This window comes from Pseudomonas sp. GD03858, assembly GCF_029840925.1.
GTDB lineage: Bacteria > Pseudomonadota > Gammaproteobacteria > Pseudomonadales > Pseudomonadaceae > Aquipseudomonas.
The window spans coordinates 1-17,562 of the sequence record NZ_JAOCDM010000003.1 but is presented as its reverse complement, the minus strand read 5'-3'; the positions used below and the strand labels follow the sequence as shown (position 1 = coordinate 17,562).

At 66.0% G+C, this 17,562-nt stretch carries 15 protein-coding genes and 1 tRNA gene; 9 read left to right on the top strand and 7 right to left on the bottom strand.

The genetic code is table 11. The features are described from left to right. Positions 1-247 precede the first annotated feature (247 nt). From N5D48_RS01640 to N5D48_RS01630, 3 genes are read left to right on the top strand one after another with little or no spacing between them, the layout of a single operon-like run. Positions 248-2,500, top strand: coding sequence for an ATP-binding protein (locus tag N5D48_RS01640; RefSeq protein ID WP_279880400.1), 2,253 nt, complete (start codon positions 248-250; stop codon positions 2,498-2,500). Between the two features lie 16 nt (positions 2,501-2,516). Beyond that, complete coding sequence (locus tag N5D48_RS01635) at positions 2,517-2,978, top strand: response regulator (protein WP_279880398.1); 462 nt, start codon at positions 2,517-2,519, stop codon at positions 2,976-2,978. 11 nt (positions 2,979-2,989) lie between these two features. Next, a complete protein-coding gene (locus tag N5D48_RS01630; RefSeq protein WP_279880539.1) occupies positions 2,990-5,374 on the top strand; it encodes a hybrid sensor histidine kinase/response regulator in 2,385 nt (794 codons plus the stop codon). A 54-nt stretch (positions 5,375-5,428) separates the two neighbouring features. On the opposite strand, the gene N5D48_RS01625 is transcribed toward N5D48_RS01630, so the two are convergent. Beyond that, positions 5,429-5,503, bottom strand: a tRNA-Gln gene (locus N5D48_RS01625). A 309-nt stretch (positions 5,504-5,812) separates the two neighbouring features. On the opposite strand from N5D48_RS01625, the gene N5D48_RS01620 reads away from it, so the two are divergent. Next, entirely contained in the window at positions 5,813-6,055 is a 243-nt protein-coding gene (locus N5D48_RS01620; protein ID WP_279880396.1) for a hypothetical protein, read from the top strand. 104 nt (positions 6,056-6,159) lie between these two features. Further along, a complete protein-coding gene (gene zapE / locus N5D48_RS01615; RefSeq protein ID WP_279880394.1) occupies positions 6,160-7,251 on the top strand; it encodes a cell division protein ZapE in 1,092 nt (363 codons plus the stop codon). Positions 7,252-7,442: 191 nt separating this feature from the next. Here zapE and N5D48_RS01610 read toward each other — a convergent pair whose 3' ends face one another. After that, the gene (locus N5D48_RS01610; RefSeq protein WP_279880392.1) at positions 7,443-9,332 is read right to left on the bottom strand and encodes a propionyl-CoA synthetase; all 1,890 of its coding nucleotides are present in this window, start codon (positions 9,330-9,332) and stop codon (positions 7,443-7,445) included. Positions 9,333-9,485: 153 nt separating this feature from the next. Here N5D48_RS01610 and N5D48_RS01605 point away from each other — a divergent pair, with 153 nt between their 5' ends. Together N5D48_RS01605 and N5D48_RS01600 are read left to right on the top strand one after the other, a co-directional pair. After that, the gene (locus N5D48_RS01605) at positions 9,486-10,775 is read left to right on the top strand and encodes a leucine-rich repeat-containing protein kinase family protein (RefSeq protein WP_279880389.1); all 1,290 of its coding nucleotides are present in this window, start codon (positions 9,486-9,488) and stop codon (positions 10,773-10,775) included. Between the two features lie 122 nt (positions 10,776-10,897). Continuing rightward, the gene (locus tag N5D48_RS01600; RefSeq protein ID WP_279880387.1) at positions 10,898-11,764 is read left to right on the top strand and encodes a LysR family transcriptional regulator; all 867 of its coding nucleotides are present in this window, start codon (positions 10,898-10,900) and stop codon (positions 11,762-11,764) included. Here N5D48_RS01600 and N5D48_RS01595 read toward each other — a convergent pair. The 5 genes from N5D48_RS01595 to N5D48_RS01575 all read right to left on the bottom strand — a co-directional run bounded on the left by N5D48_RS01595 (position 11,738) and on the right by N5D48_RS01575 (position 15,800). Beyond that, on the bottom strand, positions 11,738-12,895 hold the full coding sequence (locus tag N5D48_RS01595) for an HPP family protein (RefSeq protein ID WP_279880385.1): 1,158 nt from the start codon (positions 12,893-12,895) through the stop codon (positions 11,738-11,740). The genes N5D48_RS01600 and N5D48_RS01595 overlap by 27 nt on opposite strands. Before the next feature lie 300 nt (positions 12,896-13,195). Then, on the bottom strand, positions 13,196-14,515 hold the full coding sequence (locus N5D48_RS01590; RefSeq protein ID WP_279880383.1) for a sensor histidine kinase: 1,320 nt from the start codon (positions 14,513-14,515) through the stop codon (positions 13,196-13,198). Then, complete coding sequence (locus N5D48_RS01585; RefSeq protein WP_279880381.1) at positions 14,512-15,180, bottom strand: response regulator transcription factor; 669 nt, start codon at positions 15,178-15,180, stop codon at positions 14,512-14,514. The genes N5D48_RS01590 and N5D48_RS01585 overlap by 4 nt, the downstream gene beginning before the upstream one ends. Beyond that, positions 15,181-15,495 carry a PepSY domain-containing protein gene (locus N5D48_RS01580; protein WP_279880379.1) on the bottom strand — a complete coding sequence of 105 codons (315 nt, stop codon included), beginning with the start codon at positions 15,493-15,495 and terminating at the stop codon, positions 15,181-15,183. Further along, positions 15,495-15,800, bottom strand: coding sequence for a PepSY domain-containing protein (locus N5D48_RS01575; protein ID WP_279880377.1), 306 nt, complete (start codon positions 15,798-15,800; stop codon positions 15,495-15,497). Before N5D48_RS01575 ends, N5D48_RS01580 begins: the two co-directional genes overlap by 1 nt. A 308-nt stretch (positions 15,801-16,108) precedes the next feature. Between N5D48_RS01575 and N5D48_RS01570 the strand changes: the two genes are divergently transcribed. Together N5D48_RS01570 and queD are read left to right on the top strand one after the other, a co-directional pair. Further along, positions 16,109-17,188, top strand: coding sequence for a patatin-like phospholipase family protein (locus N5D48_RS01570; protein ID WP_279880375.1), 1,080 nt, complete (start codon positions 16,109-16,111; stop codon positions 17,186-17,188). A 53-nt stretch (positions 17,189-17,241) separates the two neighbouring features. Continuing rightward, the coding region (gene queD / locus N5D48_RS01565) for a 6-carboxytetrahydropterin synthase QueD (RefSeq protein ID WP_279880373.1) at positions 17,242-17,562 on the top strand (321 nt) is incomplete at its 3' end.

Genomic DNA, 17,562 nt, shown 5'->3' with positions numbered 1-17,562 from the left:
AGGTTGAGCTTGAGCGTAGCAGTGGGATTGCATCCGCACCGCCGCAGGGCTACCCCTCTTTGGCATTAATGAAAATGGCGAATCACCGATAGGAAGTTTCCTCGTGCCCCAGTGAAACCCTTCACGCGCCTACGCCTCTAACTGGCCATGTACCGGCAAACTCATCAGCCTTCTGTTACCGTGCAGCACCTATATCCCTCGCCAACTGCCTACCCGGTACAGGGCAGGCCCTGACAGGAGCTCTGCCTTGAGCCACTCAGCGACCCCGCTCGACCAGGCGATCGAACGCTGTGCCCAGGAGCCGATCCAGGTACCGGGCAGCATCCAGCCACAAGGCTTCCTGCTGGTGCTGGACGAGGGCACGATGCACGTGCTTCAGGCCAGCGAGAACGTCGAGCGCTGGTTCGGCCTGCCCGTGGACGACCTGCTGGGACAGCCCTTCGCGGCCTTGATCGACGAAGGCTTCGACTTGCAAGGTCAGCTGGGCTACCTGCCGGATGGCGACGTCTTTCCGTTCCATATCGGCGATGTGCGGCTGCGCCGCGACGCACCCTGCCAGCAAGTGCTACGCATGCTCGCCCACCGCCATGACCAGGTGCTGATCCTCGAGTTCGAACCCAGCTTGCGAGGCGCCACGGGGCTCTATCAAGGCGACTACTATCCACTGGTGCGCGCATTTGTCAGCACCCTGCACCAGGCGACCAGTATCGAGGAGCTGCTGCAGCATTCGGTACGGCAGATCAAGCGCATCACCGGCTTCGGCCGGGTCAAGGCCTACAGTTTCGACAGCGAAGGCAACGGCACCGTGCTCGCCGAAGAGGCCGAACCTGGCTACCCGAGCTACCAGGGCCTGAGTTTTCCGGCAGCCGACATACCGCGCCAGGCCCGCGAGCTGTACCGGATCAATCGCATCCGCCTGATCGAGGATGCCGACTACCAGCCCTCGCCGCTGTGCCCGCCTCTCAATCCATTGACCGGCAAGCCGCTGGACATGAGCTTTGCCGCCCTGCGCAGCGTCTCGCCGGTACACCTGCAGTACATGCGCAACATGGGCACGCTGGCGTCGATGTCGCTGTCCATCGTGGTCGACGACAAGCTGTGGGGCCTGGTCTCGTGCCATCACCAGCAACCCCGGCCGGTGGACTTCCAGACCCGCACCGCCTGCGAGCTGCTGGCCAGCGTGCTGTCGCTGCAGATCGAATCACGCGAATCCCACGACCGCACCCGCACCTTGCTCGAACTGCGCGAGCGCATCGTGCGCATGCTGGCGTCGATGGCCGACCACGACAGCGTCAGCGAAGGCCTGCTCGAACTGCCACAGGTGCTGTTGGCCTTCGCCGGCGCCAGCGGCGCCGCGATCATCAGTGCCGAGCGCTGCGACCTGATCGGCGACACGCCCTGCGCGGCCCAGGTCAACGCCCTGGTGCACTGGCTGGGGCAGCGCAACGAGGATGCGGTGTTCCATAGCGACAACGTCGCCAGGGACATCGACGAGCTGCCGGAGCTGGCCCGCCATGTCGGCGGCGTGCTGGCCGTGGCCATTTCGCAGATTCACTCGCACTACCTGGTGTGGTTCCGCCCCGAACAGGCGCGCCTGGTCAACTGGGCGGGACGCCCCGACAAGGCGATCAGCCCCCAGGGACACCTCAGCCCACGCCACAGCTTCGAACGCTGGCAGGAGGAGGTGCGTGGGTTCAGCGCGCCGTGGGACCCGTTGATCATCGATGGCGTGCTGGAGCTGCGCAGCGCCGTGCTGGGCATCGTCCTGCGCAAGGCCGAGGAGCTCGCGCAACTGGCCGGCGAGCTCAAGCGCTCCAACAAGGAGCTCGAAGCCTTCTCCTACAGCGTCTCCCACGACCTGCGCGCACCGCTGCGACACATCGCCGGCTACAGCGAACTGCTCGCCGAGATCGAGGGCGAGCACTTGAGCGAACGTGGGCGGCGTTTCCTGTCGCACATCGATGAAGCCGCGCATTTTGCCGGCTCGCTGGTAGACAATCTTCTAAACTTCTCGCACATGGGACGTTCGGCGTTGCGTCTGGCGGATGTCGACCTCAACGCCCTGGTCGACGCCATTCGCCTGGAGCTCGAACCTGATTACCAGGGACGCGAAATCCTCTGGTCGATCGCCCCATTGCCCAAAGTCATCGCGGATCCGGCGTTCATCAACATGGCCCTGCACAACCTCATCGCCAATGCCATCAAGTACAGCCGCGGGCGCACGCCGGCGCGCATCGAGATCGGCGCCAAGCACCACGGGCATGAGACCGAAGTGTACGTGCGCGACAACGGCGTAGGGTTCGACATGGCCTACGCCAGCAAGCTGTTCGGTGTGTTCCAGCGCCTGCACCGCATGGAGGAATTCGAAGGCACCGGTATCGGTCTGGCCAGCGTGCGCCGCATCATCGAGCGCCACGACGGCCGGGTCTGGGCCGAAGGTCAGGTTGGCCAGGGCGCCAGCTTCCATTTCACCCTCCCCCGCCACCCAGCGCATTCCTGAGGCGTCCGCACCCATCATGCTCAAACCCATTCTGTTGGTCGAAGACAACCCCAGGGACCTGGAGTTGACCCTCCTCGCGCTGGAGCGCAGCCAGTTGGCCAACGAAGTCATCGTGCTGCGCGACGGTGCCGAGGCCCTGGATTATCTGCTGCGGCGCAACACCTACGCCGAGCGTGACGATGGCAATCCGGCAGTGTTGCTGCTGGACCTCAAGCTGCCCAAGATCGATGGCCTGGAGGTGCTCAAGCAGGTGCGCGACACACCGGAGTTGCGCAGCATCCCGACGGTGATGCTGACGTCTTCGCGCGAGGAGCCGGACCTGCTGCGCGCCTATGAACTGGGGGTCAACGCCTACGTGGTCAAACCGGTCGAGTTCAAGGAGTTCGTGGCCGCCATCTCCGACCTGGGAGTGTTCTGGGCGGTGCTCAACGAGCCGCCACCCGGATCCCTGCGCCTGAACAGGCGCGGCGGCAATTGAGCCAGAACGCGATGCACGACGCGCCACTGCGGCTGCTGCTGGTCGAAGACAGCTCGATGGACGCCGAACTGACCCTGCTGCGCCTGGAGCGCAGCGGACTGCAGATCCAGTCGCGCCTGGTGTTCGATCACATCGGCGTCGAGCATGCCCTGGGAGAGGCCAGCTACGACCTGGTCCTGTGCGACTGCGTGCTGCCCGGCTCGTCCGGCAGCCAGGTGCTGGCCATCGTCCAGCGCCTGGCGCCCGACGTGCCGTTCATCTTCCTCTCCGGCATCTACGGCGAGGAGCATGCGGTGGAGATGATTCGCCTCGGCGCCACCGACTACGTGCTGAAGAAGAACCTGCCCCTGCTGCCCAAGGCCGTGCGCCGGGCCTTGACCGAAGTGCAGGAGCGCCAGCGCCGACGACGTGCCGAAGAGGCACTGGCCGATGTCGAGGCCCGCGCCCGGATCGCCATCGATGCGGCCGGCATGGGCAGCTGGGACTTTCGCCCGCAGCAGGGCCAGATGTTGTGGGACGACCGCTGCAAGACCCTGTTCGGTATCCCTGTCGATACCGAGATGAGCCTGGAGGTGTTCTACGCCGGCATCTATCCCGACGACCTGGCAAGGGTGCGCGAGGCCGTCGAGCAGGCCATGCGCCCGGACAGCGATGGGCTGTACCGCGTCGAATTTCGCATCGCCCAGCCCGACGGCCTGGAACCGCGCTGGCTGCTCTCCAGCGGCCAGACCCAGTTCGTCGACGGTCGTTGCGTGCGCTTTGCCGGCGTGCTGCAGGACATCCACCAGCAACGACAGGCCACACGCGCCCTGGAGCAACTCAACGAGATGCTCGGCGAACGGATCGAGCGACGCACCCGCGAGCGAGATCGGGCCTGGGAGCTGTCCCACGACTTGCTGGCGGTATTGAACAAGGACCTGACACCCGTCACGCTGAACCCCGCGTGGCAATCCAGCCTGGGCTTCACCCGGGAACAACTGGGCCAGACCTCGCTGCTCAAGCTGCTGCCCGAGACAGACCAAGAGGCGCTGCTCGCCGAACTCGCCGCCTTGTCGCAGGGGCGCAGCAGTGCCCGCTTCGTCGGCCGCATCCTGCACGCCAGCGGGCAGCAGCGCTGGCTGTCCTGGGCAGTGGTTCCGGACGACAACCTGCTGTACGTGGTCGCCCGCGACATCACCAGTGAACGCGAGGCGGCGCTCGACCTGGCCGAAGCCAACGAACGCCTGCGCGAGCAGATTGCCGAGCGCGAACGCATCGAAGCCACCCTGCAACAGATGCAGCGCCTGGAAGCGGTCGGCCAGCTGACCGCGGGCGTGGCGCACGACTTCAACAACCTGCTCACGGTGATTCTCACCGGCGCCAGCTTCCTCCAGCGCGACCTCGACAAGGGCTCGCTGGACAAGGCCCACACCCGCCTCCAGTACATCCGCGAAGCCGGCGAGCGTGGCGCCAAGCTGACCGCGCAGCTGCTGGCATTTTCACGCAAGCAACGGCTCGAACCGGTGGCCCTGGATCTGAACCGCACCCTCTGCGGGCTGGAGGAACTGCTGCGCCGCACCCTGGGCGGCAGCATCGCGGTACGGCTGGATCTGGATGAGCAACTCTGGCAGGCGCTCACCGACCCGACCCAGACCGAAATGATCATCCTCAACCTGGCGATCAATGCCCGTGATGCGATGCCCAAGGGCGGCCAGCTGACCCTGGCCACCCGCAACGGCCGAGTCAGCAGCCGTCCTCGCCGCCCGGAAGACCCGGAACCTGGCGAGTACGTGGTGCTGTCGATTCGCGATACCGGCTGCGGCATGAGCGATGAGGTGGTGGCCAAGGTCTTCGAGCCGTTCTTCACCACCAAGGACATCGGCAAGGGCTCGGGCCTGGGCCTGGCCCAGGTGTTCGGCTTCGCCAAGCAATCCGGCGGCGGTGTGCGCATCGATACCACGCCCGGGCACGGCACTCAGGTCAGCGTTTACCTGCCCGCCGTGCGCCAACCAGCGTCGCGGATACCCGCCGAGCCGGACAAGCCCGTCGTGCTGTCACGGCAGGCCAAGGACCGTCAGGTGCTGCTGGTGGATGACGACCACCTGGTACGCGAGATGATTGGCGATGTACTGCGCCGTCATGGCTACCGGGTGCGCCAGGCGCACAGCGGCGAACAGGCACTGGCCTTGCTCGACGAGCACGTGGAAGTCTTGCTCACCGACTTCGCCATGCCCGAGTTCAATGGCGCCCAGTTGGCCATGGCGGCTCGCGAGCGCTTTCCGGGCCTGCCCGTGGTGTTCCTCACCGGCTACGCGCAGTTGCAAGGGCTGGAGCTGCCTGGCTGTTCGGTGATCCAGAAGCCGGTAAGCGAGCAGGCATTGGCTCGGGCGCTGGCCGAGGCACTGGAAAACAGGTAGGCAGAAACGAAAAAATCGCCGGTCGGCGATTTGCGAGAAGGTAGTGCTGGAAAATGGCAGGGGCGGCTGGATTCGAACCAACGCATGGCAGGATCAAAACCTGCTGCCTTACCGCTTGGCGACGCCCCTGTATCGGATATGCCGGGTGGCTGACCACCGCGCATCTGACTATTCGCTGCATGTGACGCTGTGCAGGAATGGCGCGCACTTTAACAAGCTTTTTTCGAAGTGGGAAGTTTTTTTTAAAAAAAATCGCAGAAAAACAGCAGGTTAGTTGTACCTGCCTGAATTCGAGCCGATTTCACCAGCCTTTTCGCGGGCTAGCCCGTTCCCACACGGGCAGCCACTCGTCTAATTTCCCGCGCCCTGTTTCAACACAATCGCGATCCACCCTTCCAATCAGATAGACCCCATCTGCGCATCAACAAGGAGGACGCCATGCCAGTTTCCCACGATCTCTACCAGGACCTGCACTACCCACGCGAGATCGTCCAGCAACGCCGCCAGCAGGACCGGCAACTCGACCGTCTGCTCGACGAATACATGGACATCGACAACCAGGTACTGGCCGCCGAGTCCATCTCGGCGGGCAACTTCGTCGATGACGACCTGCGCCACCTGAAGGAGCGGCGCCTGGCGATCAAGTACATGATCGAACGCCAACTGGAGCACCAGGGCTGACCTATCGCATTTCACGATCAGTGCCCGGCACATTCTCGATTGCTCGCAAGGGCTGTCCTCGCGCAAGCTGCTGCCTGCCAAATTCCGCCCCAAGGAGCATGCCCTTGTCCAGCTGGATCCCCGCGCCCCTGCGCCACCTGGGTCAGCGTCGACGCCCCGACGCGCTCGCGGCCAGTGCCTTGATGGAGCACTTCCAGGGCCAGGCCGACGAGCGCGGCTACACCTTGAGCGACGGCCAGCGGCGGGTGATCGAACACATGGCCGCACAGCTGGAGGCGCTCGCCGACGACCGGGCGAACAGCCTTTACTTGCACGGGGCGGTGGGGCGCGGCAAGAGCTGGCTGCTCGACGTGTTCTTCGACGCCGTGCCCACGCCGAGCAAGCGCCGCCTGCATTTCCATGATTTCTTCGCCCGCCTGCACCAGGGCATGCATCGCCATCGCTCGCTGGACGATGCTTTGGGCACCACGCTCGAGCAATTGCTCGGCGACTGCCGGGTGCTGTGCTTCGACGAGTTCCACGTCCACGACATCGGCGATGCCATGCTGCTGACCCGGCTGTTCGACGCCCTGTTCGCGCGTGGCGTGATGCTGCTGGTGACGTCCAACTACGCGCCCGAGAGCCTGCTGCCCAACCCGCTGTACCACGAACGCTTCCTGCCGGTGATCCGCCTGATCAACAGCCGCATGAAAGTGCTCGAGGTGGGCGGCGACACCGATTTTCGCAGCCTGCCGAGCAACCGCGAACGCCAGCGTTTCACTCGGGGGCATTACATCTGGCCGGGCGAACAGGCACAGCGCCAGGCCCTCGCGCTGCCCTCGCCAGACCCTGTCATGCTGGAGATCAACCAGCGCCCATTGCGCGTCCTGGCCTGCGATGGACGCCAGGTGATGTTCGCGTTCCAGGACCTGTGCGAGCAGGCCACCGCGGTGATCGACTACCTGGTGCTGGCCGAGCGCTACGAGCGCTGGGTCATCGACGGCCTGGACGACCTGGCCGAATGTTCGCTGGCGGCGCAGCAGCGCTTCGCCAACCTGATCGATGTGCTGTACGACCAGGATCGGGAGCTGGTGCTACTGGGGCGACGACCACTGGCGCAGAGCCTGGGCGGTGCCATCGCCGACCTGATGCGCACGCGCAGCCGGCTGGGGCAGCTGCATCAGGTCGGGCCAGGCCAGTCGCTCGCCGACCTGTAGGCTATCCGGTTCGACGCCCCGATACAGCACGGCATTAGCGCATGGCTTGGGGCCTGAGGGAGCAACTGTCTTGCTCAATTTTTTCAAACTGACGCGTCACCCTGTGGGAGCGGCGGTGTGCCGATGGGACTTGCCCGCGAACACCGGCGCAGCCGCTGCCAGGCACCACGTCGTTTGCCTGGGGGGCAATTTCAGCCCGCCCGTGGCAGGTCCGCCAACACCGCCTCCATTTCCCCCAGCACCGCCGGGTCGTCCAGGGTCGACGGCGGCACATAGTCCTGTCCATCGGCGATCTTGCGCAGCACCGCCCGCAGGATCTTGCCCGAGCGGGTCTTGGGCAGGCGCTTGACCAACCGCACCCGGTTGAAGCAGGCCAAGGCGCCAATCTGTTCGCGTACGCTGGCCACCAGCTCGCCCTGCAGCTGCGCCTCGCCGATGCCCTGGCCGTCCTTGAGCACCACCAGCGCCAGCGGCACCTGGCCCTTGATCTCGTCATGCACGCCGATCACCGCGCACTCCGCCACGGCCGGATGGCGCGCCACCAGGTCCTCCATCTCACCGGTGGACAGGCGATGGCCGGAGACATTGATCACATCGTCGGTGCGCCCCATGATGTAGACGAAGCCGTCCTCGTCCAGGTAACCACCGTCACCGGTGTGGTAATAGCCCGGGTAGCTGTGCAGGTACGCCTGCAGGTAGCGCTCGTGGTCGCCCCACAGCGTCTGGCTGCACCCCGGCGGCAACGGCAGGGCGATAACGATCGCGCCCTGCTGGTTGGGCCCCAGCGGCTTGCCGTCGTCGTCCAGTACCTGCACGTGATAACCCGGCACCGCACGGTTGCTCGACCCCGGCCGTGCCGCGCTGCCTTCGAGGCCGACGCAGGGCGCGGTCACCGGCCAGCCGGTCTCGGTCTGCCACCAGTGGTCGTGCACCGGCTTGCCGCTGACCCGCTCGAGCCATTCATGGGTGCTCGAATCAAGCTTCTCTCCGGCCAGGAACAGCTGGCGCAGCGAGCCGAGGTCATGGCGGCGGATCAGCTCGCCTTCCGGATCCTCCTTGCGGATCGCGCGCATGGCAGTGGGCGCGCAGAACAAGCCGTTGACCTTGTACTGCTCCACCACCCGCCAGTAGGCCGAGGCATCCGGGGTGCGGATCGGCTTGCCCTCGTAGAACACCGTGGTACAGCCGCTCATCAGCGGCCCATAGACGATCAGCGAATGGCCGACCACCCAGCCCACGTCGGAAATCCCCCACCACACATCACCCGCCTGCATGCCGTAGACATGGCGCATGGCATAGCACAGGGCGACCGCGTTGCCGCCATTCTCGCGCACGATCCCCTTGGGTTTGCCGGTGGTGCCGGAGGTGTACATGATGTACAGCGGATCACCCGCGTCCAGCTCCACCGGTGCCACCGGCTCGGCGCCGATCAGCGCCTGCTGCCAGTCCAGGTCGCGCCCGGCCTGCAGCTCGGCGCGCGCCTGCGGGCGTTGCAGCACCAGTACATGCCGTGGCTGATGGCGGGCCAGCTGCAGGGCGCGATCGACCAGGGGCTTGTATTCGATCACCCGGTCGAACTCCAGCCCGCACGAGGCCGTGAGCAGCAGTGCCGGCCGGGCATCGTCGATGCGCAGGGCCAGCTCGTTGGCGGCAAAGCCGCCGAACACCACCGAATGCACCGCGCCGATGCGGGCGCAGGCGAGCATGGCCATGGCCGCCTGGGGCACCATCGGCATGTAGATGATCACCCCGTCGCCCTTGCCCACGCCCAGCGAACGCAGCAGCCCGGCCAGGCGCGCCACCTCGTCACGCAGTTGGTGGTAGGTGAAGGTCTGCTGCGCGCCGGTCACGGGCGAATCGTAGATCAGCGCCAGCTGTTCGCCGCGGCCCTGCTCGATCTGGTGGTCGAGGGCCAGATCGCAGCTGTTGAGGCGACCATCGGCGAACCAACGGTGGGTGCCGTCGGTGTTCTGCTGCAGGGTCAGGGAAGGCTTGCGCTGCCAGGCCAGCTGGTCGGCCTGGGCCTGCCAGAAAGCGGCGGGATCGCTGATGGAATGGGCGTAGCTGTGCTGATAGGTCATTGGTTCGCAACCCGGTACTTGTTGTTATTGAAGGGCGAACACCGAGTATGGACCGGGGTCGCGCAACCGCCATCGGACTTAAGTCGCAACCCATATGCAGATTTGCCCTGGCCGAGCGCTTACAATGACCGCCCCCACGGACAGAACAGCCCCATGCATACCCTCGACGACCTGCGCGCCGGCCGCCTGCGCGGCATCACCCGCCTGGACCTCTGCCAGGGACTGACGGATTTCCCTCGGGAGATCTTCGACCTGGCCGACAGCCTCGAGGTCCTCAACCTGACCGGCAACGCCCTGAGCGATCTGCCCGACGACCTGCACCGCCTGACCCGACTCAAGGTGCTGTTCTGCTCGGAAAACCGCTTCACCCACCTGCCCCACGCCATTGGCCGTTGCCAGGCCCTGGAAACCGTGGGTTTCAAGAGCAACCGCATTACCCGGGTCGACGCCCAGGCCTTGCCTCCTTCATTGCGCTCGCTGGTACTCACCGACAACGCACTGGCGCGACTGCCCGAGGCGTTGGGGGACTGCCCGCACCTGCAGAAGCTGATGCTCGCCGGCAACCGCCTCGACAGCCTGCCCGAGAGCCTCGCCCGCTGCGAACGCCTGGAACTGCTGCGCATCGCCAGCAATCGCCTGGCGGCCCTGCCCGACTGGCTGCTGCGCATGCCGCGCCTGGCCTGGCTGGCCTACGCCGGCAACCCGCTGCCACCTGGCTTCGTCGCCCCGGCCAACGATGCGCACTGCCCCACGCTGCGCTGGCAGGACATCGAACTTGAAGAAGAACTCGGCCGCGGCGCCTCCGGGCTGATCCACCGTGCCCACCTGCGCGGCCAGAACGCACCGGTGGCGGTCAAGCTGTACAAGGGCGCCATCACCAGCGATGGCTCGCCGCTGGCGGAAATGAGCGCCTGCATCGCCGCCGGCGATCATCCGCGACTGGTGCGCCTGGCCGGGCGCATCGACGATCACCCGCAACGCTTGCCGGCACTGGTGATGCAACTGATCGATACGCACTGGTCGAACCTGGCCGGCCCGCCGAGCCTCGACAGCTGCACCCGCGACCGCTATCCCGAGGCACGCCGACTGAACCTGGCCAGTGTGCGACGCCTGGTCGCCGGCATCGCCTCGGTCTGCGCGCACCTGCATGCTCGCGGCCTGGGCCATGGCGACCTGTATGCCCACAACATCCTGTTCGACGACGACGGTCAGTGCCTGCTGGGCGACTTCGGCGCCGCCTCGTTCCACCCAGGCAACGGCAGTGCCCAGGCAGAAGCACTTGAACGCCTGGAAGTACGAGCCTTCGGCATTCTCGTCGAGGAGTTGCTGGGGTGCTGCGAAGAACCGGACAGCACACTGCGGCAAATGGCCGAGCGCTGCCAGCAAGCCGATGTGCTGGCACGTCCAGCCTTCAACGAGCTGGCGATGCAACTGACCGATTGAGTTCGCTCGTCTGTACCGGCGGGTTTAGCCGCGAAGCACGCTTCGCGGTGCCTGGCAGCCATTGCCCCACTTCGGTGCAAAGCCTCTAGAATAGGCCACCTCCTCCGTCACAGAGCCGCCCCATGGACATCGATCAGGCCCGAACCTTTCTGGAAATCGTGCGTTGCGGCAGCCTGGTCGCCGCCGCCGAGCGCCTGTTCGTATCGCAGACGGCCATCACTGCCCGGGTCCAGCGCCTGGAGCAGCAGCTGGGTTGCCAGCTGTTCGTGCGCAGTCGCAGCGGCGCCAGCTTGACCAGCGACGGCGAGGCCTTCGTCGTCTACGCCAATCAGCTGGTGCAGACCTGGGAGGCGGCCCGCCGCGACCTGCCGCTGCCGCAAGGCTGCCAGCAGGTACTGCACGTGGGCGGCGAAGTGAGCCTGGGCAACCCGATGATGCTCGACTGGGTCAGCGCCCTGCACCGCGAGCTGCCCAGCCACGCCATCCGCAGCGAAGTCAGCGATGGCGAGTCGCTGCTGCGCAAGGTCGAGATGGGCCTGCTCGACGCCGCGCTGGTGTACCAGCCCACCTATGGCCCAGGGTTGCAAGTCGAACAACTGATGGAAGAAAAACTGATTCGCGTGCGTCGGGTGGATGTGCCTGAACCCTATGTCTACATCGACTGGGGCGAAGCGTTCCGTCGCCAGCACGATGCCGCCCTGCCCGACCTGTCGCGCCCGGCGCTGAGCTTCAACCTTGGCCCGCTGGCCTTGCAGTTCATCCTCGACCAGGGCGGCAGCGGCTACTTCCGTACCCGGGTGGTACAGACCTATTTGCAGCGCGGGACGTTCGAGCGCGTGCCGCAGGCGCCGGAGTTCACCTACCCGACCTACCTGGTCTATGCCCGCAAGCGCGACAGCGAGGCCCTGCAGCAGGCCTTCACGGTGCTGCGCCGGCTGGTCGCGGCCGGCGAGAGCGACTGGTCACAGCGCTGGGACCCGCTGATCTGAAACCTGCGCGGCGGCATTGAGCAGATGCCGCCTGAGCCCGGCGATCAGGTCAGTCTGGGTGATCACCCCCACCAGGCTGTCACCGTCGAGCACCGGCAGGCAGTGCAGGCCCTGCTCGCTGAGCAGCGGCAGCAAGCGCTCCAGTGGGTATTCGCTGCCGACGCTGACCACGCGGCGGCTCATCACCTGCTCCAGGATCACGCTCCGCCGACGGAACAGCCCGCGCCAGCCAGGACGCCCGCGGGCCATGGCCGGACCGACCAGGTCGCTGAGGCTGACGATACCGACCAGGCGGCCATTGTCCAGTACGGGCAAGGTCTTCAAGTGATGGCTTGCAAGCATTTTCCACGCCTGCTCCAGCGTGGTGCCTGGGGTGGCGGCCTGCACGTCGCGGGACATCACCGAGCGCGCGGTGATGCCGCCCAGGCTGCGTTGCAGGGCATGCTGCTCGGTGGCCAGGATGATGCGCTCCAGCTCGTCGCGGGTGACGTCGACGAACTCGCCGATCTCCTCCAGGGCCTGATCCAGATCCTCGCCGCGAATGCCGACCCGCTCACCCGGCAGCGGGTCGTGGGTATGCTGCAGGTCCTTGCGCGGCACCGCGCCCTTGGGGTAGCGCACACCGGTCAGGCGGTTGTACAGCAGCGCCACGCCCACCAGGATCAGCGCATTGAGCATTATCGGTTCGAGCAGGTGGTCGCCCATCGCCACCAGGCCCGGATCGGCCAGCACCGCACTCACCGCCACGCCGCCACCGGGCGGATGCAGACAGCGCAGCAGGCACATCACCAGGATCGCGAGCCCCAGCGCCGCCGCCGCTACCCAAAGACCATCGCCAAAGCCGTGGCGCATGGCCAGGCCCACGGCGCCGGCCAGCGCGTAGCTGCCCAGCACCGGCCAGGGCTGTGCCAGAGGCCCGGAGTGCACGGCGAACACCAGCACCGCCGAGGCCGCCAGCGGGCCCAGCAGGTGCAGGGCGATGGATGGACCATAGGCCAGGCTGCACAGGTAGCCGGCGAGGAACAGGCCCAGCAGCGCGCCGACACCTGCACGCAGCCATTCCTTGGGGGGGATGTTCAGGGGCGCCGGGAGCAGGCGCTGCAAACGACTTTCGGGACGCGAGGCAGACATCGAGGTATTCGGATCGTGTTCTTGTGCGGAAAAAGAAAGCCCAGCGCGACCGGCCTGGGCCCTGTGTTGCGCAATGCAATGGCGCAAGGGGCTCCGTCCATGGAGAGATGGAAACCGCAGGGTTTCGTGGGCAGGGATTGTGCCGGGCGTGGGTGGCGGTGGGCCAATTCAAAAAACTGCGGCTGTACTGCAATTTTTTTGCAGGGTTGATCCGCTTCTCTTCAGGGCATGCGCAATCCTGTAGGAGCGACCGGTCCGACGCCTCGGCAAGGCCGCTCCTACAGGATTGCGCACCCCGGATCAACGCCCCTTGCGCGGCAGTTCGATACTGACCCGTAGCCCGCCCTGCGGGCTTTCCAGCAGCGCGATCCGCCCGCCCCAGGCCTCGACGATATCGCGCACGATGCCCAGCCCCAGGCCATGCCCATCGACCTGCTCGTCCAGCCGCGAACCGCGCTCGAGCACCTGCAGGCGTTGTGTCTCGGGGATGCCCGGACCATCATCGTCCACCCACAGCCGGTAACCCTCGGTGGTCGGCGCGATACCCAGGCGCACCTCGCTGTCGGCCCACTTGCAGGCGTTGTCCAGCAGGTTGCCGAGCAACTCCAGCAGGTCCTCGCGATCCCACGGCAACAACAGCCCCGACGGCACATCGCGCTCGAGCAACAGCCCTTCGCCATGGATCATGCCGAGGGTCGACAACAAGCCCGGCAACTCGGCATCGCAGTCGAACTGCGCGCCCGGCAACGCATCGCCGGCCAGCCGCGCGCGGTTGAGCTCTCGGGCCAGGCGCTGCTGGATCTGCTCCAGTTGCTCGCGCATTTGCGCCCGCACCTCGGGCAGCGCTTGCAAGCGTTCGCCAGCGGCCAGGCTGAGCAGTACCGCCAGCGGTGTCTTCAAGGCATGGCCAAGGTTGCCCAGGGCGGTGCGCGAACGCCGCAGGCTGTCCTCGGTATGGGCCAGCAGGTGGTTGATCTGATCCACCAGCGGCTGCAGCTCGCTGGGCACCTCGGCATCCAGCTGCGAACGCTGGCCCTGCTGCAACTGGGCGATCTGCCGACGCGCCCGCTCCAACGGGCGCAGCGAGCGGGTCACGATGATGCGCTGCAGCACCAGCACCAGCACCAGCGCCACCAGGCCCAGGCCGATACCGATCTGCTGCATGCGCCGGAAGCCCTCGCGTACGGGCGAATAGTCCTGGGCCACGCTGATGGAGATGTCCTGGCCCAGGCGCCGGTAGTCACCACGATAGGCCAGCAGTTGCTGGCCCTCGGGCCCCAGTTCGTGGCCATCGTCCAGGCCGGTCTTGCCCGGCTTGGGCATGTCCAGGTCCCACAGCGAACGCGATCGCCACGTCCCCTGGTCGAAGTCGATGCGAAAGTAATAACCCGAGAACGGCTGCTGGTAGGCCGCCGACAGTCGCCGCTCGTCCAGCTGCAGACCCGATGGCCCGCGCACGATGGCCACCAGCAGGTTTTCGCTTTCCTTGCGCAGGCCGTTTTCCAGATAGCGTTGCAGGCCGGCCTCGAACAGCCAGAGGGTGAGCTGCGCCAGCGCCAGGCCCACCACCACCAGCACCGCCACCAGGCCCAGGCTCAGGCGCGCCTGGATCGATTTCACGCAACGCTCCCGGCGTAGACGTAACCCTGGCCACGGCGCGTCTCGATCACGCTGCGCCCAAGCTTGCGACGCAAGTGATTGACATGCACTTCGAGCACATTGGAATCACGCTCGGTCTCGCCGTCATACAGGTGCTCGGCCAGGTGGCTCTTGGACAACACCTGCCCGGGGTGCAGCATGAAGTAACGCAACAGGCGAAACTCCGCGGCGGTCAGCTGGATGTCGGCACCTTCGCGGCTCACGCACTGACGCGATTCATCCAGGTGCAGGCCGGCGGCCTCCAGCTTCGGCTGGTTGGCCAGGCCCTTGGCCCGGCGCAACAAGGCCTGGATGCGCAACTGCAGCTCCTCGGGGTGAAAAGGCTTGCTCAGGTAATCGTCGGCACCGGCCTTCAGTCCCTCGATGCGCTCGGCCCATGAGCCGCGGGCAGTGAGGATCAGCACCGGGGTGGCCAGGGCGGCCGCACGCCATTGCGCCAGCACCTCGAGCCCGGGCAGGCCGGGCAGGCCGAGGTCGAGAACGATCAGGTCATACGGTTCGCTCTGGCCCTGGTAGACCGCGTCGCGGCCATCGGCCAGCCAGTCCACGGCATAGCCCTGGCGTTGCAGGGTGGCGGTCAGTTCGTCGGCCAGGGGGACATTGTCCTCGACAAGCAGCAGGCGCATTCAGTCGTCTTCCTCGTCTTTGAGCAACGCGCCGGTGCGGGCATCGAGCTTGATCTCGCGCACCACGCCGGCCGGGGTCAGCAGCTCGACCTCGTACTCGTAGCGCTCGTGTTTCTCTTCCAGCTCCGCTTCCAGCAGCCGCGCCCCGGGGTAACGCCCCAGGGCGGACTCGAGCAGTTGCTCCAGCGGCAGGATGATGCCCTTTTGCCGAAGCTCGAGGGCCTCATCCTGATCCAGGTCGCGCGCGGCGGCCAGCGAGCAGACGGTCATCAGTGCGAAGGCAAGATAGCGCGTCGTTCGCGGTAGATCGCTCATCAGTTGTCCCGGACGTCCCGCAGCACTTCACCGGTCTTGGCATCAACGTCCACGTCCCATTCGACGTTCTGCGCATCACGCAGCTCGACCTTGAGCACATAGCGGCCATAGGTGTTTTCCAGCTCGGAATCGGTGATGGTGGCGCCTGGGTGCTTGGCCTTGGCGATGTCTGCGATTTTTTGCAGCGGCTGAACGGTACCTGCCTTTTCCAGGCCACTGATCTCGTGAGCAGGCACATCGGCCAGGGCAACGCTGGCGCCAAACGTCAGGGCGGCGGCAGTAACAAGGGCAGTCAAAGTTTTCATGAGGTTCTCTCCAGCGAGATGGGTAATTTGTCTACGGGGTTAAGATTAACCACCGGTCCTTAACTCAACCTGAAAACAGCTGGCCGCATGATAGCGCAGCTCTTGGTGCCCATGCGCAGTCCCTTGTAGGAGCGGCCTTGTGTCGCGAAAGGGCCGCAAAGCGGCCCCAGCGATCTTTGCATGAACGCTGACATCCTGGGGCTGCTGCGCAGCCCTTTCGCGACACAAGGCCGCTCCTACAGGGGGGGTGTACGTCCAGCCCAGCGATACACTCTATACTGCCCGCCGGCCCCACCCGAGACCCCGCCATGAGCGCCATCCACATCAAGTACCCCGCCCTGACCTTCAAGGCCGGCCAACGCGCCCTGCGGCAGATCCGCGAGCGCGGCCTGCGGGCCGCCGATGTCGGGGTGCTGCCGGGCGCCGCTGGCGGACCCAAGCCACTGGGCATCCAGGGCCTGGACCTGGCGCTGTTCGGTGAGTGGTTGCCGACGGCGCCGCGTCAACGCGCCCTTGTCGGCGCCTCGATCGGCTCCTGGCGCTTCGCCAGCGCCTGCCTCGACGACCCGGTCGCCGGCATCCGACGCCTGGGCGAGCTGTACACCGAGCAGGATTTCGCCAGGGGCGTGACCCCTAAGCAGATCAGCCAGAGCTGCCAGCGCATGCTCGACGACCTGCTGCAAGGCCGTGACGAGCAGATCCTCGCCAACCCGCATTACCGCCTGAACATCCTGGTGGTGAAAAGTCACGGCCAACTCGCCCACGACCACCGCGGCCGGCTGGGCGTGGGCCTGTCGGCGGTGATCGCCAGCAACCTGCTCGGGCGCTCGCGCCTTGCCCGGCATTTCGAACGAATCATCCTGCATGACCGCCGCAGCGCGCCGCCGCTGGATGCCTTGACCGACTTCCCCTCGCGCTGCCTGCCGCTGGACCTGGCCAACCTGCGGTACGCCCTGCTCGCCTCGGGCTCCATCCCAATGATCATGGAGGGCGTGCGCGACATCCCCGGCGCGGGCGCGGGCACTTACCGCGACGGTGGCCTGCTCGACTACCACCTGGACCTGCCCTACCAGGGCGACGACCTGGTGCTCTACCCGCACTTCACCGACAAGGTGGTGCCGGGCTGGTTCGACAAGGCCCTGCCCTGGCGCAAGGGTGACGCCAGGCGCCTGCAGAACGTGCTGCTGATAACGCCATCGCCGCAGTACCTGGCCGCCCTGCCCTATGGCAAGCTGCCGGGGCGCAAGGACTTCAAGCGCTTCATGGGCGATGCGCCGGGCCGCAGGCGCTACTGGTACAAGGCCATCGCCGAAAGCCAGCGTCTGGGCGACGAACTGCTGGAGCTGATCGCCACCGGGCGGTTGCAGGATCGGTTGCAAGCCTTGTAGCGGGCATGCTGGTAGACTGCGCGCATCATCGATTCACACAGAGTTATGCCAGCGTGGAAATTTTCAAAGAGTTCACATTCGAATCGGCCCACCGCCTGCCCAACGTCCCTGCCGGGCACAAGTGCGGTCGCCTGCATGGTCACTCGTTCAAGGTCGCCCTGCACCTGACCGGCCCGCTCGATCCGCACACCGGCTGGATCCGCGACTTCTCCGAGATCAAGGCGATCTTCAAGCCGATCTACGAGCAACTGGACCACAACTATCTGAACGATATTCCAGGCCTGGAAAACCCCACCAGCGAAGTGATCGCCAAGTGGATCTGGGACCAGGTCAAGCCGCTGCTGCCGGAGCTGTCGAAGGTGCGCATCCATGAG